The following is a 22,465-nucleotide window of genomic DNA, read 5'->3' on the forward strand; positions in this document are numbered from 1 at the left end:
GAATTAAAAAAGAAACAATAGGCAATCACTAAATTATTTTTAACGAATTTCGTATTGAAAAAGTTATCACTTTTAAGTTATTCAATACTTTCTTCCAAAAAAGTCAATAGCCTAATAACCCATTAACTTAGTAACATTTAAAATGAGACGAAAAGAATTCATCAAAATTTCAGGTATTGCCGGACTCAGCTTGGCTATTTTTCCGCAGTTCTCTTTCAATAATTTTTCAGGAGAATTTAGCCGAAACCAACTAATTGGAAAAGGCAACCCAGATATTGTGGGCGATAGCTACACTTCAAAAATGCACAAAACTGCAAAGGAAGCATTCCATAAAATGAAAGCTGCGGCTGCCAAGGAAAACATAAATATTGAAGTAGTTTCGGCATTTAGAAGCTTTCAGCGGCAGAAGGAAATATTTGAGGGAAAATACAAGCGCTTTACAAATGAAGGGCTCACTCCCGAAAAAGCCATTGAAAAAATCATAGAATATTCCACCATTCCCGGTACTTCGCGCCACCATTGGGGAACCGATATTGATATTATTGATGCCAATGCCCCACGCCCCGCAAATGTACTGATGCCCGAAAATTTTCACGGAACAGGGCCTTTTTGTAAATTGAAAACATGGCTTAACGAAAATTCTGAAAGTTTTGGCTTTTATGAAGTCTATACCGACAACGGCAACCGAAAAGGCTTTAAATATGAACCGTGGCATTTCAGCTATGCGCCAGTTTCCATTCCAATGCTGAAAGCTTATAAAGAGCAGATTGACGTGAAAAAAATGCTTTCCGAAGAAAAGATTGTAGGAAGTGAGCATTTTTCAGAAGCCTTTGTTACAAAATATGTGAAAGAAAATATTTTCGATATCAATCCAAAATTACTTTAACCATCCAACCTATAAGCTCTGGGTTACAGCCTTAAATTTTCAGCAACACTTTGTACCTTTGCAGAATGAATAAAAAAGTCCTTTTAATGATACTCGACGGTTGGGGCATTACGCAAGATCCTGCCGTTTCGGCCATCGCACAAGCCGATACGCCTTTTATCGATTCACTTTATAAAAAATATGCACACGCACAATTGCTCACCCACGGCATGAACGTAGGGCTTCCCAATGGACAAATGGGCAATAGTGAGGTTGGCCATATGAATCTGGGCGCAGGAAGAATTGTTTATCAAGACCTTGCCAAAATAAATATTGCGGTTGAAAACGGAACGCTGAAAAGTGAACCTGAGCTTGAAAAAGCATTCAATCACGCCATCTTTCACAACAAAAAAGTACATTTTTTGGGTCTTGTTTCCAACGGTGGCGTACATTCGCACATAGACCATTTAAAAGGGTTGTTAACAGCCGCTCAGCAACACGGATTAAAAAACATGTACGTCCATGCCTTTACTGATGGCCGCGATGTGGATCCACATTCAGGCAAAGGTTTTATTGCAGACTTACAAAGTCATTTGGAAAAAACGGGTGGAAGACTGGCCTCTATCATTGGTCGCTATTATGCCATGGATCGCGACAAACGCTGGGAGCGTGTAAAGAAAGCCTATGACTTGTTGCGATTTGGAATAGGGAAACCTTCAACCAACGCCGTAAAAAGTATCGAAGAAAGTTATGCGGAAGGCATTACGGATGAATTCATCGAACCCATTGTAATGACAAATCCTGAAGGAAACCCTGTAGCTACTATCGAGAAAGACGACGTTGTAATTTTCTTCAACTTTAGAACCGATCGCGGCAGGCAACTTACCGAGGTTTTGACGCAAAAAGATTACGAAAAATATGGAATGAAAACGCTTCCGCTTTATTTTGTAACGCTTACCAATTATGATGATTCCTTTGGAAATATCCACGTGGTTTACAATAAGGAAAACCTGCACGATACCTTGGGCGAAGTTTTGGAAAGAAATAAAAAGAAGCAAATACGAATTGCTGAAACCGAAAAATACCCGCACGTAACCTTTTTCTTTTCGGGCGGAAGGGAAATTCCCTTTGAGGGCGAAAAACGAATCCTTTGCCCCTCACCAACCGTTGCCACCTACGATTTAAAACCCGAAATGAGCGCTTATGAACTTCGGGATATGATACTTCCCGAGATTGAAAAAGAGACTGCAGATTTTATTTGCCTAAATTTTGCAAACCCAGATATGGTAGGACATACCGGCGTTTTTGAAGCAGCCGTAAAAGCCTGCGAAACCGTGGATAATTGTGCCCGCGCAATCGTGGAGCAAGCCTTGGAAAGCCATTATGTAACAATCATAATTGCAGATCACGGCAACAGTGAAACCATGCGAAACCCCGACGGCTCGCCTAATACGGCACATACCACCAATCCGGTGCCAATTATCATTGTGGACGATGAAATTAAAACCGTGAAAAATGGTGTTCTGGGAGATATCGCCCCGACAATCTTAAAAATTATGGGCATTGAAAAACCAAAAATAATGACGCAACATTCCTTAATTTAAAACTATGAAAAAACTATTTATAATACTCTCAGCAACACTTTTGGTAGCCTGCAATTCTTCCAAAGAGAAAAACAAAGTAGATGAAAACACTTCAAAAGAAATGATTTCAGAAAACAATAAAGAAAAAATAAATGACACCGTACCCTACGAAGATTCCGTGATGCTTTTGGGAAAGGCCAACCGCAAGGGTTTTCAAATGGATGCTTTTAAGGATTGGTTCAATGCGGGTTATGAAGGTTACAATGTAGACTCCGAAACTGTGGAAAAACTGAAACCGCTTTTGAAAGATGTGGAAATCACTGTTTTTATGGGCACTTGGTGCGAGGACAGCCAGCGCGAAACACCACATTTTTATAAAATTTTGGACGAGGCCAATTTTGATGAATCCAAGCTTACGCTTATTACGGTATCAGACGAAAAAACTACACCCCAAGGTTTTGAGGATGGTAAAAATATCACGAATGTCCCGACCCTCATTTTCTACAAAAACGACAAAGAATTGGGCAGAATTGTGGAATATCCTATTGAGAGCCTCGAAAAAGACATGCTAGCTATTTTGAGTGGAAAGGATTACAAACACGCTTACGCCGAATAAAACTTTAGCAACGGTATAATTCTTTGTAAATTTGCGGCTCGAAAAATGACGATGATTAGAGAAACCCTCACCATAGCCGTAGATTTTGACGGAACCATTGTGGAAGATGAATATCCACGCATTGGCAGGCCCATTATTTTTGCTTTTGATACTTTGAAAAAACTGCAGCATGAAGGCCATAGACTTATTTTATGGACTTACCGAAAAGGACGCGCCTTGGAAGAAGCGGTAAAATTCTGTGAAGAAAACGGTGTTGTTTTTTATGCAGTAAACCAAAGTTTCCCCGAAGAGGAATTCGATGTTTCCTATAGTCGAAAAATTCACGCTGATGTTTTTATTGACGATCGCAATGTTGGCGGACTTAAAAGCTGGGGCGAAATTTACCAGCAACTTGTTGGCGAGCCCGTACCCGCAAAACCAAAAACCCAGAAAAAAGGATTGTTTTCCTTTTTAAAATAGCAGTATGATAATTCAAAAGACAAGAGAAGAAATAGAATTGATGCGCGAAAGCGCCTTGGTGGTTTCCCGCACTTTGGGAATGCTCGCAAAAGAGGTAAAACCGGGCGTTACCACCAACCAACTCAATAAAATGGCCGAAGATTACATTCGCAGTCAGGATGCCATTCCCGGCTTTTTGGGATTGTACGATTGCCCCTCAACGCTACTTACAAGTGTAAATGAAGCGGTAGTTCACGGCCTTCCAACGGACATCCCTTTAAAAGAAGGCGATATTGTGGCCATTGATTGCGGTGCTATAAAAAACGGTTTTTACGGTGACCACGCATATACTTTTGAAGTAGGCGAAGTTGCTGAAGAAACAAAAAAACTGTTGAAAATCACCAAAGAATCACTTTACGTCGGTATCCGTGAATTTAAAGCCGGTAACCGCGTAGGCGATGTTGGTTTCGCCATTCAAAATTATTGTGAAGCACACGGTTACGGTGTGGTACGCGAGCTGGTAGGCCACGGCTTGGGAAGAAAGATGCATGAAGACCCCGAAATGCCAAATTACGGGCGGCGCGGGCGCGGAAAAAAATTCATTGAAGGAATGACCATTGCCTTGGAACCTATGATAAATATGGGCACCCACAAAGTGAAACAATTAAAAGACGGCTGGACCATTGTAACCCAAGACGGACAACCGAGCGCCCACTTTGAACACAATATTGCCTTGGTCAACGGAAAACCTGAATTACTTTCCACCTTTGCGTATGTTTATGAAGCCTTGGGGATTGTAAGTAATGAAGAAAATGAGTTTCGGGAAAAGGAATTCGTGTTGTAACAATTTTAAACTTTGTTCAAAAAAATTCTAAATACGATTCCCCGGCCGCTGCTCATCCGATTGAGTATTATTGGCAGACCTATTCTTGCATTTTTTCTTAGGGGAAATAAATACACAGACCCCATTAACGGTAAATCATACCGAAAATTTCTTCCTTATGGATATGAAAATGTTCGTGAGAATGTGCTTTCCCCTGGTACACTTTCGTTGGAAAGACACCGATTGTTTTGGCTTTATCTTGAAAACGAAACCGGTTTCTTCACTGAAAATTTAAAGGTGCTCCATTTCGCTCCCGAGCAGGCATTTTATAAAAAATTCAGAAAAATGAAGAATCTGGATTATACCACAACCGATCTTAATTCGCCCATTGCAGATGTGAAGGCCGATATCTGTAATTTACCCTTTCCCGATAACGAATTTGATTTTATTATTTGCAACCACGTTTTGGAACACATTCCGAACGATACAAAAGCGATGCAGGAAATTTACCGCGTTTTGGCATCTGGCGGGACGGCGATTCTTCAAGTTCCCTATAAAGAAGATTTGGAAAAAACATTTGAGGACAACAGCATCACAGATCCAAAAGAACGTGCAAAAATATTTGGTCAGTATGACCACGTTCGGGTGTATGGAATGGATTATTTCTCCAAACTTGAAAGTATTGGCTTTAAAGTAGAAGCCGTGGATTATACAAAAATTCTTTCTTCAGAAGAAGTTGAAAAATACAGATTGCCAAAAGGAGAATTAATTCCTATATGTAAAAAATATTGTGTTCTTTTGTCCGAAAATAATTCTTAATGAAATTAACATTACTACTTCTTTTTTTGGGGTTTTCAACACTTGTTATTTCCCAAAATCCTAATGATTGTGTAAATGCAATAATTATCTGTGGTGATTCAAGTTTAGGAGTTGATCCAAGCGGAATCGGTTTTGACGAGTTTTCATTGCTTGGAAATGAGGTTCCGCCTTGTTATGTTTTTGATCAAAATAATATTTGGTTCAAATTTATTATTATTGAATCGGGCACTTTCACATTTGATATTATTCCAGATAATGGTGAAGATGATTATGATTTTGCCATATATGGCCCTACAGTTACTTGCACTTCTTTGGGTTCTTCCATTCGGTGTTCCAGCACAAATCCTTTAGATGCCGGCGTTCAGGTTGCAACTGGATTGAATATGGATGAAACGGACGTCAATGAGGGCCCGGGAGAAGATGGCAATGGTTATTTAATGTATATTGAAGCTTCGGCAGGCGACGTTTATTATTTGCTTGTTGACCGCGCTGTGGGTTCTGGCCCATTAAGCCTTTTTTATACAGGTACGGCGAGATTACCAAATGCGGTTGAAGCCAATCAGCCCGATAATCTTATAACTTGTGATACAGACGGCAACCCAGATGGTCTTGCTGACTTTAATTTAGAATTGCAAACTAATGACATAATTGGCTCACAAACTGATGTAACAGTTACTTACCACGAAACACTAAACGATGCCAGTATAGGCATTAACCCGCTTTCAAGCCCTTACCATAGTACAGCTAACCCACAAACTATTTATGCGCGAATTGAAAGAACAAACGGCTGCAGTGATTTGACCTCTTTTACAATTGAAGTTGGATCTCCTGAATTAATGACCCCGGCAGATGTTGTTTTGTGCAATTATACTTCTACGGTACTTTATCCATTGGATACTATTATTCCTGAGGTGATTGACGATCCACAAGGCTATGTTTTCAGTTATCACTATACTGAAAATGACGCTAATAACAATAGCAATCCAATTGGCAGATATATAAATCTCACTGAAACTCCGCTTACTATATATGTTAGAATGACCGATGAAAATGATCCGCTTTGTTTTGCAATAACATCTTTTCAAGGATATATAAATATTATAAAACGGGCTACACAGCCATCAGGCTTTATTGCTTGTGATGATGATTTTGACGGTCAAATTTCTGTAAATCTCAATGAAAAAGATGAAGAAATACTCAATGGTCTCCCCTCCAGCGATTTTCAAATAACTTACTACACTTCTCTTGATGATAGGTTAAACGAAACCAATCCAGTTTCTGGTACTTTTCGAAATACAGTAAATCCTCAAACCATTTATGTAAAAATGCTGGAAATTGCTACGGGATGTTTTGATTATACCCAATTCAACATAGTTGTAAATTCATTGCCAGTCCCTGTATTTGAACAGGATTCGTATTTATATTGCCTAAATGCCACCGAGCCATTAAGAATTTCGGTGCAAGCAGGTTTTCAGTATTATGTTTGGAGTACGGGAGAAGAAGGAGCCAATCTGAATAAAATTTTTATTGACACTCCGGGAACTTATACGGTTACAGTTACAAATTATTTTGGTTGTGAAAACAACGTAAGCGTTGAAGTTTTACCTTCAAATATTGCAACAATAACAAATATTAAGATTAATGATTTTAATGGAAAACATAATTCCATTGAGATAATTGTGGAAGGCGAAGGAGATTATGAATATGCACTAAACAGTACTTCATCTTACCAAGACAGCAATATTTTTGACGGCTTGGCAAATGGTTATCACACAATCTTCGTTCGTGATAAAAATGGTTGCGGGGTAGTTTCGCAAGAGATTTTAATATTGGACTATCCACGCTATTTTACACCCAATAATGATACTCATAACGATTACTGGCACATCATTGGGATGCATGAATTTCCAGAAGCAAAGATTTATATTTTTGATCGCTTCGGAAAGTTATTGAAGCAGATTCCACCGCGATCAAAAGGTTGGGATGGCACCAATCAAGAAGGAAAAGCAATGCCTTCCAGCGATTATTGGTTTACTATTGACATAAGAGACAGACCTACATATCGAGGACACTTCACCTTAAAAAGGTAACTTATTGTGACATCAATTCTTTGAAGCCATCAGTAATGTAAACCTGATGTTGGTTCAAAGAATCTGTGTACGTTAAATAAGCCTCAACATTTGGAAGGCTTTTTAAAAGTTCTTTAGATTTCTCCAATCCCAGCGCCATAAAGGAAGTTGCATAGGCATCAGCCATAGCACAAGTAGGTGCAATAACCGTAGAACTCGTAACGTCACTCATTTCAGCAGAACCTGTTAATGGATTCAATGTATGCACGTATTTTTTTCCCGTAAGGGAGTCAATTCTGAATTTTCGATAATTTCCCGAAGACGCCATTCCTTCATTTTTCAAGGTAACCATCGCTTCGTAACTTCGGTCTTCCAATTCGGAATCTACGGCTTCAATACCCACTACCCATTTTTGATTTTTATCAAGGTTTTCGCCTTTAGTGAGAATTTCACCGCCCAATTCAATTAAGTAATCGGTTACTCCTTTTGACTCCAAATACCTTCCAAGACAATCTATTCCAAAGCCTTTAGCTACGGCGTTAAAGTCGAAATATATTTGTGGATACTCTTTCGAAACGGTTCCATCTGGGTTCATTCTTACTTTGTGAAAACCTACATATTTCATTAAGGAATCTAAAGTGGCGCTGTCTATATCCTTCAATGGTTTCACATCGCCAAAACCGTATGCATTCCGGAGAACACCTATGGTTGGGTCAAAATAACCATTGGTGGTTTTGTTTACTTCTTCGGAAATTTTAAAAACTTCTTTAAAAATTGAATCCACAACAACGGTGGAATCACCATTATTAATTTTTGAAATATCGCTTTGGGGAATATACGTGCTCACGGAATGATTTACGGCATCGATAACGGAGTCCAGCCCTTTTTTGAAATCGACATCCCTTTCCGAATAAAGCTGAATATTGTAAGTAGTTCCAAAAGCTTCTCCCTGTAATAAATAGTTTGTGTTTTCTCTTTTTTCACAAAAAATGAAAAGTAACAGCACGGGAATAAATATAATTTTTTTCATACTATTTCCTGCAATCCTTTATATACCAAGGTATAATCTTCATCTTTAATAACTGGCTTACCGTAATCTGTTCCATGCCCCAGACCCACGCCTGCATAATAGGTTCTTGCCTCAAACTTTTCGGCATGTGCTTTTATGGTTTCCATAAAAACAGGGTCATAGGCGTGTGCATCCTGAGGATATGTAACGGCACGTACTATTATAAAATGAAGCACTTTGTCTTTTAAGGCAACAAATTGTGGGTCTCGTTTCAATTTTGAATTGACGCCCAAAAATTCGTAGCCTTCAGCTTCTAAATTTTTCCCCACAATGTTCATTGCAAGGTTGTGGAGTTCTTGTTTGTTAAGTTTCTCGCCCATAAGTAGCGTCAAAATTACAAATAATTGTATTATTCCAAGGCATAAAAAAACCGTTTCAAATTATTATGAAACGGTTTTTAGATTTTTAAAAATCTTAATTATCCTCCGAAATCGTCAAAACGAATATTTTCATCAGGAATTCCAAAATCCTCACCCATTTTCTGCACGGCTTGGTTCATCAATGGTGGGCCACAGAAATAAAGCTCTATATCTTCTGGGGATTCGTGGTGGCTTAAATAGTTATCAATTACCACTTGGTGAATGAAGCCCACAAAGCCGTCGCCAGCCTCATCATGTATATCTTTTTTCACTTTCCAGTTATCCTCCTCCATCGGTTCAGAAAGTGCAAGGTAGAATTTGAAATTCGGGAATTCATTCTCCAATTGTTTAAAGTGGTCTAAATAGAATAATTCTCTTTTAGAGCGACCTCCGTACCAATATGTAACTTTTCTACCAGTTTTAAGGGTTTTGAAAAGATGGTATAAATGTGAACGCATAGGTGCCATTCCTGCACCACCACCTACATAAAGCATTTCTGCGTCTGAAGGATTGATAAAGAACTCGCCATAAGGACCAGAAATAACAACCTTATCTCCTTTTTTACAGTTGAAAATATAAGAGGAAGCAATTCCGGGATTCACTTGCATCCACTGGTTTTTTGCGCGATCCCATGGCGGTGTGGCAATACGAACGTTAAGCATAATCTCACGTCCTTCAGCTGGATAAGAGGCCATGGAATAGGCTCTCTCTACAGTTTCGGTATTTTTCATCACCAAAGGCCATAGTCCAAATTTATCCCATTCAGCTTGAAACTTATCTGGCGTATCGTGCTCTTCGGGATGTGCGGTAATATCAATATCAGAATATTTTACTTCGCAGGGCGGAATTTCAATTTGAATGTAACCTCCAGCCTTGTAGTTCATATCTTCTGGAATTTCAACCACAAATTCTTTAATAAAAGAAGCAACGTTATAGTTACGAACCACAGTAGCATCCCATTTCTTAATACCGAAAACTTCTTCGGGAATGTGGATGTTCATGTCCTGCTTTACTTTTACTTGACAAGAAAGACGGGCACCTTCCTTTAACTCTTTGCGGGTAAAGTGTGGAGTCTCAGTAGGTAAGGCTTCACCTCCCCCCGAAAGAACGTGACACTCACATTGAATACAAGTTCCACCCCCACCACAGGCAGAAGGAAGAAATATTTTCTCATTTCCCAAGGTGGACAAAAGCGTTCCACCACTTTCAACTTCAATTACTTTTTCATCATTAATAGTGATTTTTACGGGGCCAGAAGGCGAAAGCTTCTGTTTTGTAAAAAGTAATAATGATACCAACAGCAAGGTCAAGACTAAAAAGGCGATGACCGTTACTACAATAACTCCAAGTGTACTTACTGCTAAAAACATACTATTGCTTCGTTATAGTTGAAACTTCAACTGTTTGTGCGGTTTCTATATTTTCTTGATTGATTTGTTCGGTCTGCATTCCCACATTTTCTGGATTTCCGTCCAAAGAAGGGGTAGATTCATCGCCTCCAGTAAGCATTCCCCCAAAACTCATAAAACCAATTGCCATTAACCCTGTTATGATGAAGGTAATGCCTAGGCCACGTAATGGCGCTGGAACATTTGAGTAACGTATTTTTTCTCTAATCGCTGCAATGGCAAGAATAGCTAAAAACCAACCAATTCCTGAACTTACACCATAATTAAGCGCCAAGCCTAAAGTTGCAATATCTCTGGACTGCATAAAAAGCGAGCCTCCCAAGATTGCACAGTTTACCGCAATTAACGGAAGAAAAATACCTAAAGAGTTATAAAGTGAAGGCGAAAATTTTTCAACCACAATCTCTACTAACTGTACCATCGTGGCGATAGTAGCAATAAAAAGAATAAAGGAAAGGAAGCTCAAATCATAAGAGGCATACTCCTCGCCCAACCATACCAATGCTCCGTCTCTCAATATGTATTGATCCAACAACCAATTAATAGGTACGGTAACTGCAAGTACGAAAATTACTGCGGCACCAAGACCCACTGCAGTTGAAACCTTTTTAGAAACAGCAAGGTACGAACACATTCCGAGGAAGGTTGCAAATACCATGTTGTCTATAAATATTGACTTAAAAAATAACTCTACGTGTTCCATTTTTTTAAAGTATTCATTGAGCAGTAGCAGTTTTTCTGTAGTGATTTCTTACAAAATACTGCGAATGCAACTATTTTTTTATTCCTCTATTAAATCTTTATTCTTTGCGCGTTGCACCCAAATAATCAATCCCACGATAATCAAAGCCATAGGCGATAATAACATAAAGCCATTATTCTCATAACCGATGGCATATAAACCAGTTTTTTGAATTGGATCACCCAATACCTGAAAGCCCAACAATGTTCCTGAACCTAAAAGCTCACGGAAAAAACCAACGATTATAAGTATAAGCCCGTAGCCAGCAGCATTACCGATGCCGTCCAAGAATGAACGCCAAGGCCCATTACCCAAAGCGAATGCTTCAAAACGTCCCATAATAATACAGTTTGTAATAATCAAACCAATGAATACTGATAATTCTTTACTTAACGAGTAAGCAAAGGCCTTCAATACTTGGTCAACTATAATTACCAAGGCCGCTACAACTACCAATTGTACGATAATCCTAATTTTTGAAGGTATGATGTTTCGCATAAGCGAAATAACCACATTGCCAATCCCTAAAACGGCAATAACCGATATGGCCATTACGATCGAAGCCTTTAATTGAGCCGTAATAGCAAGTGCAGAACAAATTCCCAAAACCTGAATGGTAATCGGGTTATTGTCCGCCAATGGGTCTAGTATTAATTTACTGTCCTTTTTTGATAGCAATCCCATAATTTAATTATTTAATGATTTTAAGTATGGCAAATACATTCTAACGTCTTTTTTGATCATTGCGGTAACTCCATTACCGGTAATGGTTGCTCCAGCAATGGCATCAACTTTATTGTCCATTTTGTTTTCGTTAATGGGATCATTGTTGCCTTTTGCAACGGTTATGCCCTTAAAAACATCGTTGTCAAGAATAGCTTCACCTTTAAAGTCGTCCATAAAGTAACGCTGCTTAATTTCAGCACCCAAACCTGGGGTTTCACCTTTGTGGTCAAAAAATACTCCTTGCACAGTAAACGATTTATCCAACGCAACAAAGCCCCAAATGGCATCCCAAAGTCCTTTGCCACGCATTGGTATTACATAAATAGTTTCACCGTCCTTCTCTCCTATGAATAGGGGTAACCTTCTCTTATAGTTAGAGTCCTTAGCTTTGGTCTCTTCTTTTTTAAGATCAATTAAATAAGCTTCATCATTTTCGGTAACATCATCCCCTTGAATCACCAATTGCTGCTTAATGTATTTATGAAAGGTTTCTTCCACTTTATCTGTGGGCACAAATGTTACATCGCCCTCGCCCTCGTTATCGTTCACGCCCATGGCATACAGAATATTCTGCATTTTCTCATAACGCTCATTAAGGGTAATCTTGCTTTTTAAACCTTGTGCAACACCAGCCAAAAGGGAGCCCACAACCACAACCATAACAATTGCAAAGATAATTGTGTATGAATTTTTATCTGTATTCTTTGCCATGATTACGCTGTTTTAACTTTTAAACGTTTCATTCTCTTTTTAATATTTCCTTGAACTACATAGTGATCAATAGTTGGTGCAAATACGTTCATCAAGAGTATAGATAGCATAAAGCCTTCTGGATAGGCAGGATTGAATACACGTATCATAATTCCCATGAACCCAATAAAGAAGCCATAAATCCATTTCCCTTTATTGGTTTGCGAAGCCGTTACAGGGTCTGTAGCCATATAAACGATTGCGAAAGCAGCACTACCTATAATTAAGTGATGCCAGAAAGGCTCACTCATCAATCCATAAAAGTTGCTGCTTTTTTCTATCCAGCCTGCATCTGCAACACCATTAAATATAAGCCCCATAACGATGGCTCCAATTACGGAAGAAAGCATAATTCTCCAACTACCCACTTTCGTGAATATCAAGAATAATGCACCTAAAATTATCAAAAACGTAGAGGTCTCACCTACAGACCCTGGAATAAAGCCCCAGAACATATCCCAAGTACTATATACCGGCTCAGTGTTTGCAGCAAGACTTCCCAAAATTGTTTCTCCAGAAATAGCATCCGGTTGGCCGGCCATTTCTTTTGCACCGTGAACCCAAACCTTATCCCCACTCATCCACGTTGGGTATGCAAAGAATAAGAAAGCACGAATTGTAAGCGCAGGGTTGAGGATATTCATTCCCGTTCCACCAAAAACTTCTTTACCTATAACAACACCAAAGATTACCGCAACGGCGAGCATCCAAAGTGGAATATCTATAGGAACAATAAGTGGCACAAGCATTCCTGTTACCAAATAACCTTCCTCTACTTCGTGTTTTTTAATAATTGCAAAAATGAATTCCACTGCCAGACCTACCCCGTAAGAAACAATTACCAAAGGAAGTACCGTCCAGGCACCCAAAATAAAATTGTCCCAAGTGAAGAAATTAGCAAGTGGATCAAGACGCAAAGTATTGTCTATAGCTGCGTAATGCTGATAACCTGCATTAAATATTCCAAATATTAAGCACGGCACAAGCGCCATGATAACGGTGTTCATAGTACGCTTTAAATCATCTACAGCACGCACATGCGAGCCAGAATGCGTAGTTTCATTGGGAGTATATAAAAAGGTATGCAGCGCATTAAACGCAGGCGCCATTTTTGTACCCTTGTACTTTTCCTTTAGCTTATGTAAATTCTGTTTCAATCCCATAGCGGTTATCCTATTTCTTTATACATTAAATCAAGACCGTTCCTGATAATTTGCTGGTGTGGCTGCTTGCTTACACAAACAAATTCGGTAAGCGCAAAATCCTCAGGAGCCACTTCATACATTCCTAAAGCTTCCATTTCATCCAGATCTTGAACCATACAGGCTTTTAGCATTTGTAATGGATACATATCCAGTGGAAAGACTTCTTCGTAAACCCCAGTTACAACAAAAGCACGGTGCTCTCCATTGGTATTGGTATCGAGGTCGTATTTTTTATTTGGCGTTAACCACGAAAAAGTTAAAGCTCTTGAAGTTGAAATTTTATTGAATACGGGTTTGTTCCAGCCAAATAGTTCGTAATCGTCACCTTCGGGAATAACTGTTACTGTATTACTGTAATAGCCCAAATGCCCTTTTGGGGAAATCTTTTTCCCTGTAAGCACATCGCCACTGATAACGCGAACGTTTTCGTCTTTCAAGCCAGAGTCGTATAAAAAGGTTGCTGCCTCAGAACCAATTCTTGTTTTATAATATTTAGGAGTTTTCACTTCAGAACCAGAAAGTGCGATGATACGCTCTGCGTGGAATTTTCCCGTAAGCAATAATTCACCAATAATAATAAGATCCTGTGGCGCGATGGTCCAAACAATTTCGCCTTTGTTAACGGGTCCAAGTTTGTTTATTTGTGTACCCACATTTCCTGCAGGGTGCGGCCCGGAAACGTTATGAAGCACAATATCCTTCAAACCATTAAAAGGAGAGTCACCGCTTTTGCTTACACCTACGTGCACTTGCCCTGTTGTAAGCTTGCTTAGGGCGGTAACTGCTGCTTGTAATTCTTTTTCTTTTCCTTTTAATGAAAAATCGCAGTCGTTTGCAAGTGGAGCGGTACTGTATGCAGAAACATAGATATCTCTTGGCTCTTGCTCAGTATCAGCAATCACCGCATAGGGACGCTGCATAATAAATGGCCAGCAACCAGCCTCCAGCAAACGGGTTTTGATGGCTTCAGCACTTGAAGAATCTGGGCTCAAAATACCAAAATCCCTAAAAGTATCCTGCTGATCCGCTTCAATGATTATTTCAGTAATAACACGTTTTGCGCCACGCTCTATTTTGGTAAGCGTTCCGCTAACAGGCGAAACAAATTTGACGGCCTCATTACGTTTTGAATAGAAAATGATATCGCCAGCCTGAACTTTTCCACCCTCTTTTACCACCATTTTGGGAGTGATGAGATGAAAATCGGAAGGTCTAATTGCGAAAGTTCTGGATCGCGGGGCGTTGGAAAGTATTTTCTCGGCTTCGCCCTTTAATTTGATGGTAAGACCTTTTTTAATCTTAATGTCTTTGGACATACATATGGATATTAATAATACCTTTTTAACACCCTATCTCCCTTTAAAACAAATGTGCAGGGAATAAGGGCGTGCAAATTTATAAATTAAATATACCATTGCACAACAAATGCATATAATTTTCTGTGTTAAAAAGAAGTGTAGTGAAAGTTTATAATGTTTTTAAATAGTTAAAAAAATTGATTCGGAAAAGAATACTAGATTCTAATGAGGAAGAGATTCTATAACTTATGTACTCTCAATTTTAATATAAATCCTGAAACCATATATTATTCCTGAACCCCCCAATGGAAGAGGCACAAAATTTGTTTATATTAGCTTCTTAAATCCCAGTTATGTCAAAAACATTTGCCACCATCCTTTTTATAATACTTTCAGTCTTTCCTGTATTTTCCCAAATTGTCGAAAAAGTAGAACCTTCATACATCAGCACCATACAATTTCGTGGCGCTACGGACCTTAGCCAGCTACCCGTTATCCGGTTGGGCGGTCAGTTGCAACTATCTTTTGATGCACTTAATGGCGAAGAAGAAGACTATTACTACACCATAACCCACCATAATTTTGACTGGAGCCCCAGCGATCTTTCAAAAAGTGAATATTTGGATGGTTTTGATGATGTGCGTATAGACACCTATCAAAATTCGGTAAATACGCTTCAAATTTTTTCGCATTACGAACTCACCATCCCCAATCGTGATACCCGAGCGATTGAAAAAAGCGGAAATTACCTATTAAGCATTTTTAACAGCGATGGAGAATTGATATTTACACGAAAGTTTTTGGTGATTGAAAACATAGCTTCTGTGAGCGTGGAAATAAAACGCGCTAGGGACTTAAGGGTTATTGAAGAAAAACAAGTAGTTCATTTCACCATAAATTCGCCCAATTTACTATTGGTTAACCCCAAGCAAACTGTAAAAACATTAGTATTGCAAAATAGCAACCTTAAAACCGCAATTACAGACCTGGTGCCACAATATACTATGGGTAATGAACTTATTTATAGATATGATAAGGAAGCTTCTTTCGGTGGCGGCAATGAATTTCTTGCTTTTGATAACAAAGACGAACGGTCTGCTACTAACGGTGTACGCTCCATAGAACTTACGGATGTTTATGAGAATTATCTCTACACAAATATACCCAGGTATAACAGGCCATACACTTATAATCCAGATATTAACGGAAATTTTGTGGTGCGCAATGTAGATGCCAGAGACCAAGACCTTGAAGCCGAATATGTGCGTATGCATTTTAACCTTCAATATTATGACGACCTAGGCGATAAGGAACTTCATCTATATGGCAATTTCAACAACTGGACCATCGATGCCAGCACTTATATGAAATATGATCCTACAACGGATACCTACCGAAATTCACGCCTGTTTAAGCAAGGATTTTATAATTACAAATACGTTGTTGTAAACCGTGATGGAAGTATAGATGAAGGTGCCGTGAGTGGCGATTTTTGGCAAACTGAAAATGATTATGCTGTTATTGTTTATTTCCGCGACCTGGGCGCTAGGTATGACCGTATTATTGGCACAGGTTATGCCAATTCTATAAATATTAACAACAATTAATTTAAATGAAATAAAGCTAAAAATCTAACTTTTCTTTTAGCTATGAAACGCAAAAAAAATGAAATTTTCACCGGAAGAAAATCATTGCAATACCGCGGCAACAAATGCTTAAATTGCGAGCAACCTTTAGACACTAGCGATATTTACTGCCCATACTGCTCCCAACTTAACAGCAACAAACAACTTTCTGCAGTTGATTTTTTTGGGGAATTCATCAATAGTATTGTAGTGTATGATTCGCGCCTTAGAAACACGCTAAAGGACCTGCTTTTTAGGCCCGGTATAATTACCCGAAATTATGTAAATGGACAATACCTAAAGTACGCTAATCCTTTTCGGTTTTTTTTAAGCGTATCCATTATTTATTTCTTGCTGAGCGGCTTTATTAATATATTCCAAGCTGATTCAGAAAATGAAACGGCAAATCTAAAAACAGCAGATACCAACACCTTCAGTCTTGACTCACTGGCCCAAAACTTTTCGTCTACTAATTCGCAAGCCTCTCGTTTTTCAGATTCCATAAATAAGCAACAACAGGGTGCACCCACAAAACAGCTTACGGATAAAGAACTTGACAGCATGTCTTTTATTAAAAGTTATTTTAAAAGATTTGTTCTTTATAATGATTTTTACCGAACCCATAAAATAAAAAATGCCCACGCAGCATTGGACAGCCTCAACCACAGGAACACCTCTTTCAACCGATGGGTCTATTCCAAAAATATAACTGTTGAAAAAATTAGGGAGAATCCACCGGCATTTGTAAATTATATACTTGCCAAAATACCTTTCTTTCTGTTCTTTTTCACGCCCTTTTTCGCACTCTTTTTTTGGCTTATCTATTCGCGGAAAAAATATACTTACGTAGAGCATATGGTTTTTATATTCCATATCTTCAGTTTTATCTTTTTGGGAATGCTCATATCACTAATTCCAGACCTAATTTTGAAGACTCAAGTTTTAGTCGGTATTCTCTTTATGCTCATCGGACCCTTTTATTTTTATAAGGCTTTAAGAAATTTTTACAGACAGGATAGGCTGCTAACTTTAATAAAATTCGTATTTTTAAACATTGTGTTTGGAATAGGATTGAGTTTTTCAGCGATCATTTTTGTAGCGATGAGCGCAGCATTTTATTAAATAATGGTACAACAGGTAACACAGGGAATTAAAATTTCGGTAAAAACGGAATTTGACGGCACATTTTACAAAAACCGTAAAATGCAGTATGCATTTGCCTATACAGTAACCATTGAAAATCAAAGCAAAGACACTGTCCAACTTACCTCGCGTCTTTGGAAAATAAAGGATTCTCTCAACAATACTGAAATTGTGGAAGGCGAAGGAGTAATAGGTCAAAAACCAATACTATTGCCCGGGGACAGACATTCCTATACCAGCGGCTGCCTTCTGTTTTCACCTTTTGGGGCTATGAAGGGTCACTATAATATGGTCAACTTTGCTACCACACGAAAATTTAGAGTCTCAATTCCGCTCTTCAATTTAAGCGCGCCATTTTCTATGAATTAAAGACCCTTTGGGTTATTAATCCAGTTTGCAAATCTTCATAACGCATTTCAACGGTTTCTTTTTGTTTGGAAATCTGTGTAATGCTTTTTGTTTTTATAAACCCACGGTCCATAATTAGATCACTGGACAAATCACCTTCTCCAGCGGTTTTGTGGAATTTGAGCAGTTCTTCTTCCGAAGGTCTTACTGTTTCTAATAAAAACCTTGAAAACCACTGCTCGCGCTTTTTCTTTAAGTCTTCAGGGTACAAGGGCGAAGAAGACCAAATAGTGGGTGCAAGGGGTCTTTCGGAAAAATGATATTCCCTTCCATCCCAAACCAATTGAAATAGTTGTATTTCAGAAATCCATGAAACCAAAACTGCAGTAAAAGGTTCTATATCGTTAAAATCATAAGCTTCTATTTCTTTTTGGAAATCGTCAGTTTTCAACAAGTCTTTTACAACCACCCCCCTACTTTTTTCGTAAAATGGTTTTCGCTCATGGGCCACAAATCCACCATTCATCAAACAAATAATCCTTTTTTTTCCACTCACACCAATCCAAGTTCCACCCGCTACTGCATCTTTTGGATAAAGCAATTTTACGCCATCCTCTTCATATATCTTTGGTGGAAAAGTTTCTCTCTCGGGAGCTTCGTCGCGATTGGATGTGAGAATGAAATCGGTGTTTGATTTTGGTATAAATGTGATGGTGCACATATTTATCAGTGTTCAGTGTTCAGTGTTCAGTGTTCAGTAAAACTAAGGAATTAGGAAATTTTTATTTGTTTAAAACGCAACTATTTTCCTATAATAAAAGGAAAACTGCCAACTGCTACGGGATACTGAACACTAAAAAAATTGTACCTTTGCAATCTTCATAAACAGAAAAAACAAAACAGTTATGGGAAATGGATTTTTTGAAGTACCAATCGCCGTAAATGAACCTGTAAAGAGTTATGCTCCAGGTTCACCGGAACGCAAGGAAGTACTTGAAACCTACAAAAAAATGTACGATTCAAAAGTGGAAGTGCCTTTATTCATTAACGGGAAAGAAGTAAAGACGGGGGATACTGCTACTATGTCACCTCCACACGATCACAAACATGTATTGGGAACGTATCATAAGGCTACCAAAAAAAATGTGGAGGAAGCAATTGAAACTGCTTTGGAAGCCAGAAAAAAATGGGCTGCCATGCCTTGGGAGCAACGCGCAGGAATATTTCTACGCGCAGCAGAATTGATTGCCGGGCCGTATAGAGCCAAGATTAATGCAGCCACTATGCTTGCGCAATCCAAAAATATCTACCAAGCTGAAATAGATGCAGCGTGCGAGTTAATCGATTTTTTACGTTTTAATGTTCAGTTTATGACTGAAATATATGCCGAGCAACCAGAATCAACCTCGGCAAATTGGAACCGAATTGAATATAGACCTTTGGAAGGTTTTATTTATGCAATAACACCTTTTAACTTTACCGCTATAGCTGGAAATCTTCCGGCTAGTGCCGCTTTAATGGGCAATGTGGTTCTTTGGAAACCTAGCGACAGCCAGGTTTATTCCGCAAAAGTCGTGCTGGATGTATTCATAGAAGCTGGCGTTCCTGCGGGAGTTATAAATATGGTAATGGGAGATCCGGTGATGATAACGGATACTGTTCTTGCAAGCCCCGATTTCAGTGGAATCCACTTTACAGGTTCAACGAATGTTTTTAAAGATATTTGGCAAAAAATCGGAACCAATATCCACAACTACAAAACATATCCGCGTATTGTGGGCGAGACTGGTGGAAAAGACTTTATCGTCGCACATAAATCATCAAACCCAAAACAAGTTGCAACCGCTATGAGCCGTGGTGCTTTTGAATTCCAAGGCCAAAAATGTAGCGCCGCAAGTAGATGCTATATTTCAGAAAGCATTTGGAAAGATGTTAAAAATGATGTGGTTGCAGACATAAGCTCATTCAAAATGGGATCTCCAGAAGATATGGGCAATTTTATAACCGCAGTAATCCACGAAGGTTCTTTTGACAAGCTTGTAAAATATATTGATGCGGCCAAAAAAGACAAAAATGCCGAAATAATTGCTGGTGGAAATTATGATAAAAGCACAGGATACTTTATTGAGCCTACAGTAATAGTTGTTAAAGACCCAAAATATACTACCATGTGCACAGAGCTTTTTGGACCGGTTTTAACTGTGTATGTTTTTGAGGACAGCAAGTGGGAAGAAACGCTCCATTTGGTTGATGAAACCAGTGAGTATGGTTTAACAGGCGCCGTTTTTAGCGAAGATAGATATGCTTTGGAACAAGCCGTAAAAATTCTTGAGAATGCTGCTGGTAATTTTTATATAAATGATAAGCCTACTGGAGCTGTAGTTGGCCAGCAACCATTTGGTGGTGCACGCGCAAGCGGCACAAACGATAAAGCTGGAAGTAAGTTAAATCTTTACAGATGGATTTCTCCGCGGATGGTAAAGGAAACTTTTGTATCACCAACGGATTATAGATATCCTTTTTTGGGATAAATAAATCAGTAATCTACAAATAAAAAAATCCCTTCCTGATGTTTAGTTTAGGAAGGGATTTTTCATAAATGAATAATTAATTATTCAAAATCCTTAGTCTCATTTATATGGGCTACTTGCGCATTTTTCGCATTATTTTCAGAATCTACAACCATAACAACAAAGCTCAGGTTATTTCCTACATAGTTTGAAGGAACTGAAAAATTGTAGTTTTTAGTAAATTCCTGGAAGGGCTGTGTTTCTGGTATGTTATCACCGAACAAGGCTGATAATGAATTACGCAAGCCATCATTGTGAATATAATCCTCTATAGGATTCCCCTTTCCTTCAAATGGGTGTCCTGGCGTTTCGTTAAAATAGTTTGCCTGATCTGCCGCTACCCCGCTTTCCAATAAATAAACAACGAGTTTATCTCCGGCCTGTGAACCATTTTCATATTTTACTTTTGCTTCCACGGTAAGGTCTGCGCCACTGAGCTGTGAATTAATTGCAATGGAAACGTTAGTTTCAGAACCAGCCATGGCAAGGATTCCAGTATCTTCAATAATAAATTCAGGACCGGATCGGGCAACCCAAGAGGTCGTTCTATTGATTTGAGCTTTTGGGAAACCGTTCCCTACGCCAAATTCCTGTTGTAAATCTGTGATTCTTGGAAAATCCAAAGGATCTGGATGGCTAGAGGCGGTTTTATGAATTGCAACAACCGCTATATGATCCGTTCTCACTCTTAGGCTATCTATAGCAACAACCAAAGCCGGGCAAAAGCCGCACCATGTTCCGGTGTAATCCTCTATAACTACTTTTCGTTTTGGAATAAAGACAGAAAAGCTTTTTGTGCTAGAAGTTATTGTTTGTCCGTTTTCCATATATTCAGCATACACCTCAAAATTTCCTTCATCGGCAGAAGAGTAGCTGAAACCTGTAATAGGATTATTATTAACGTAAAAAATTGCTTCGGAAGCAGTGTTGTTTCCTTCGCTATCCAATAAGCCGAAGGTAATAGTTTGGTTACGCATTGCCTTGGCCACATCTACAGTAAGCGCACGCTCGTTTTCTGAAAGCACTTGAAAACTCAACATATTGCTGGTAATACCTTGGTAAATTGCCTTTACGGTATATTCACCAATTGTTGAAAATGTATATGACCCTCCTTCTATTTCGGTATCATTAACGTATATTATTGAAGAAGAAGTATAGTCTTCACCATCACTTCCAGTAACTCTGAAAGTAACTGTCTGATCAACGGCCAAAACTTCTACAGTGCCATCTCCGGCATCGCTCGTAAGAACAATAGAGGTGTTTTCATTTCCCGCACCAATAGGATCCTCTTTTTTACTACAAGCCACAATAGCTATAAAGGCAAATAGTAATGAAAATTTTAAAATAAATTGATTTCTCATAATAACGAGTTAAAAAATAATGTGTGCTAATATACGTTTTTTATAAAACAGGTACGGCTTTGTAACGTTAAATACATAATTTAAACGCAGCAAAACGATTTTTTTATTAAAAAAAACTTAATATTGCTATTCTTATAAATTAATAATATTTTCAATTCATGAAAAAGTTTCTTTTCCTCTTTCTTGTAATGGTATCAATTCCTGCCATTTCACAAAACGAACTTCCAAATATTGATATGAAAACCCTTGACGGTGAGCCTTTCAATTCTAAAGAATTATCTACAGATGATAGTGTAGTTGTGGTTTCACTTTGGGCTACCTGGTGCGTTCCCTGCATCAAAGAACTAGATGCTATTAGTGAACTATATTCAGAGTGGCAGGAAGAAACCAATGTTAAGCTTTATGCGGTTTCAATAGATGACAGCCGTGGCGTAAAAAGAGTTAAACCCATGGTAAATGGAAAAGGGTGGGAATACACCGTTATTCTGGACACCAATAATGACTTTAAAAGAGCACTTGGGGCTGCAACCGTTCCATTAACACTCTTAGTGAAAAACAATCAAATCGTCTACAGACACTCTGGGTATAGTCCGGGTGCAGAAATGGAGCTTTATGAAAAAATAAAAGAATACACTAATTAAAACTTT

At 38.6% G+C, this 22,465-nt stretch carries 22 protein-coding genes; 12 read left to right on the forward strand and 10 right to left on the reverse strand.

Translation table 11 applies throughout. From position 1 onward, the window contains the following. Positions 1-142 precede the first annotated feature (142 nt). From JK629_RS01435 to JK629_RS01465, 7 genes are all read left to right on the forward strand, one after another. Positions 143-886, forward strand: a complete 744-nt coding sequence (locus tag JK629_RS01435; protein WP_202336869.1) for a M15 family metallopeptidase — start codon at positions 143-145, stop codon at positions 884-886. A 65-nt stretch (positions 887-951) separates the two neighbouring features. Beyond that, entirely contained in the window at positions 952-2,469 is a 1,518-nt protein-coding gene (gpmI, locus tag JK629_RS01440; RefSeq protein ID WP_202336870.1) for a 2,3-bisphosphoglycerate-independent phosphoglycerate mutase, read from the forward strand. Positions 2,470-2,473: 4 nt separating this feature from the next. Further along, a complete protein-coding gene (locus JK629_RS01445) occupies positions 2,474-3,064 on the forward strand; it encodes a thioredoxin family protein (RefSeq protein WP_202336871.1) in 591 nt (196 codons plus the stop codon). A 51-nt stretch (positions 3,065-3,115) separates the two neighbouring features. Continuing rightward, positions 3,116-3,523, forward strand: a complete 408-nt coding sequence (locus JK629_RS01450) for a BT0820 family HAD-type phosphatase (protein WP_202337961.1) — start codon at positions 3,116-3,118, stop codon at positions 3,521-3,523. 4 nt (positions 3,524-3,527) lie between these two features. Beyond that, complete coding sequence (gene map / locus JK629_RS01455) at positions 3,528-4,346, forward strand: type I methionyl aminopeptidase (protein WP_202336872.1); 819 nt, start codon at positions 3,528-3,530, stop codon at positions 4,344-4,346. Between the two features lie 12 nt (positions 4,347-4,358). Next, positions 4,359-5,144 (forward strand): class I SAM-dependent methyltransferase, encoded by a 786-nt coding sequence (locus JK629_RS01460; protein ID WP_202336873.1) that lies wholly within the window; start codon positions 4,359-4,361, stop codon positions 5,142-5,144. After that, positions 5,144-7,234, forward strand: a complete 2,091-nt coding sequence (locus JK629_RS01465; RefSeq protein ID WP_202336874.1) for a T9SS type B sorting domain-containing protein — start codon at positions 5,144-5,146, stop codon at positions 7,232-7,234. The genes JK629_RS01460 and JK629_RS01465 overlap by 1 nt, the downstream gene beginning before the upstream one ends. Position 7,235: 1 nt before the next feature. On the opposite strand, the gene JK629_RS01470 is transcribed toward JK629_RS01465, so the two are convergent. The 8 genes from JK629_RS01470 to JK629_RS01505 all read right to left on the reverse strand — a co-directional run bounded on the left by JK629_RS01470 (position 7,236) and on the right by JK629_RS01505 (position 14,789). Further along, complete coding sequence (locus JK629_RS01470) at positions 7,236-8,243, reverse strand: FAD:protein FMN transferase (protein ID WP_202336875.1); 1,008 nt, start codon at positions 8,241-8,243, stop codon at positions 7,236-7,238. Continuing rightward, positions 8,240-8,602, reverse strand: a complete 363-nt coding sequence (locus JK629_RS01475; protein ID WP_202336876.1) for a Na(+)-translocating NADH-quinone reductase subunit F — start codon at positions 8,600-8,602, stop codon at positions 8,240-8,242. Before JK629_RS01475 ends, JK629_RS01470 begins: the two co-directional genes overlap by 4 nt. 98 nt (positions 8,603-8,700) lie before the next feature. Next, positions 8,701-10,011 carry an NADH:ubiquinone reductase (Na(+)-transporting) subunit F gene (gene nqrF / locus JK629_RS01480; RefSeq protein WP_202336877.1) on the reverse strand — a complete coding sequence of 437 codons (1,311 nt, stop codon included), beginning with the start codon at positions 10,009-10,011 and terminating at the stop codon, positions 8,701-8,703. A 1-nt stretch (position 10,012) separates the two neighbouring features. Next, positions 10,013-10,753, reverse strand: coding sequence for an NADH:ubiquinone reductase (Na(+)-transporting) subunit E (gene nqrE, locus JK629_RS01485; RefSeq protein ID WP_202336878.1), 741 nt, complete (start codon positions 10,751-10,753; stop codon positions 10,013-10,015). 78 nt (positions 10,754-10,831) lie between these two features. After that, entirely contained in the window at positions 10,832-11,476 is a 645-nt protein-coding gene (locus tag JK629_RS01490; protein WP_202336879.1) for an NADH:ubiquinone reductase (Na(+)-transporting) subunit D, read from the reverse strand. 3 nt (positions 11,477-11,479) lie between these two features. Next, positions 11,480-12,229, reverse strand: coding sequence for a Na(+)-translocating NADH-quinone reductase subunit C (locus tag JK629_RS01495; RefSeq protein ID WP_202336880.1), 750 nt, complete (start codon positions 12,227-12,229; stop codon positions 11,480-11,482). 2 nt (positions 12,230-12,231) lie between these two features. Beyond that, positions 12,232-13,431 (reverse strand): NADH:ubiquinone reductase (Na(+)-transporting) subunit B, encoded by a 1,200-nt coding sequence (locus tag JK629_RS01500; RefSeq protein ID WP_202336881.1) that lies wholly within the window; start codon positions 13,429-13,431, stop codon positions 12,232-12,234. Between the two features lie 5 nt (positions 13,432-13,436). Beyond that, a complete protein-coding gene (locus JK629_RS01505) occupies positions 13,437-14,789 on the reverse strand; it encodes a Na(+)-translocating NADH-quinone reductase subunit A (RefSeq protein WP_202336882.1) in 1,353 nt (450 codons plus the stop codon). 335 nt (positions 14,790-15,124) lie between these two features. On the opposite strand from JK629_RS01505, the gene JK629_RS01510 reads away from it, so the two are divergent. From JK629_RS01510 to apaG, 3 genes are read left to right on the forward strand one after another with little or no spacing between them, the layout of a single operon-like run. Beyond that, complete coding sequence (locus JK629_RS01510; protein WP_202336883.1) at positions 15,125-16,378, forward strand: type IX secretion system plug protein; 1,254 nt, start codon at positions 15,125-15,127, stop codon at positions 16,376-16,378. A gap of 42 nt (positions 16,379-16,420) precedes the next feature. After that, complete coding sequence (locus JK629_RS01515; protein WP_202336884.1) at positions 16,421-17,518, forward strand: DUF3667 domain-containing protein; 1,098 nt, start codon at positions 16,421-16,423, stop codon at positions 17,516-17,518. 3 nt (positions 17,519-17,521) lie between these two features. Beyond that, on the forward strand, positions 17,522-17,908 hold the full coding sequence (gene apaG, locus JK629_RS01520; protein ID WP_202336885.1) for a Co2+/Mg2+ efflux protein ApaG: 387 nt from the start codon (positions 17,522-17,524) through the stop codon (positions 17,906-17,908). Here the strand turns inward: apaG and JK629_RS01525 are convergent. Further along, positions 17,898-18,608: an NRDE family protein gene (locus tag JK629_RS01525; protein ID WP_202336886.1), complete on the reverse strand. Its 711-nt coding sequence runs from the start codon at positions 18,606-18,608 to the stop codon at positions 17,898-17,900. The two genes, apaG and JK629_RS01525, sit on opposite strands and share 11 nt — an antisense overlap. Positions 18,609-18,792: 184 nt before the next feature. On the opposite strand from JK629_RS01525, the gene pruA reads away from it, so the two are divergent. Next, on the forward strand, positions 18,793-20,418 hold the full coding sequence (gene pruA / locus JK629_RS01530; protein ID WP_202336887.1) for an L-glutamate gamma-semialdehyde dehydrogenase: 1,626 nt from the start codon (positions 18,793-18,795) through the stop codon (positions 20,416-20,418). An 80-nt stretch (positions 20,419-20,498) separates the two neighbouring features. Here pruA and JK629_RS01535 read toward each other — a convergent pair whose 3' ends face one another. Further along, positions 20,499-21,818, reverse strand: coding sequence for an Omp28-related outer membrane protein (locus JK629_RS01535; protein ID WP_202336888.1), 1,320 nt, complete (start codon positions 21,816-21,818; stop codon positions 20,499-20,501). 158 nt (positions 21,819-21,976) lie between these two features. On the opposite strand from JK629_RS01535, the gene JK629_RS01540 reads away from it, so the two are divergent. Further along, positions 21,977-22,459: a TlpA family protein disulfide reductase gene (locus tag JK629_RS01540; protein ID WP_202336889.1), complete on the forward strand. Its 483-nt coding sequence runs from the start codon at positions 21,977-21,979 to the stop codon at positions 22,457-22,459. The last annotated feature ends 6 nt before the right edge of the window (positions 22,460-22,465 follow it).

The sequence above is a fragment of the Aequorivita iocasae genome, from assembly GCF_016757735.1.
Classification (GTDB): domain Bacteria; phylum Bacteroidota; class Bacteroidia; order Flavobacteriales; family Flavobacteriaceae; genus Aequorivita; species Aequorivita iocasae.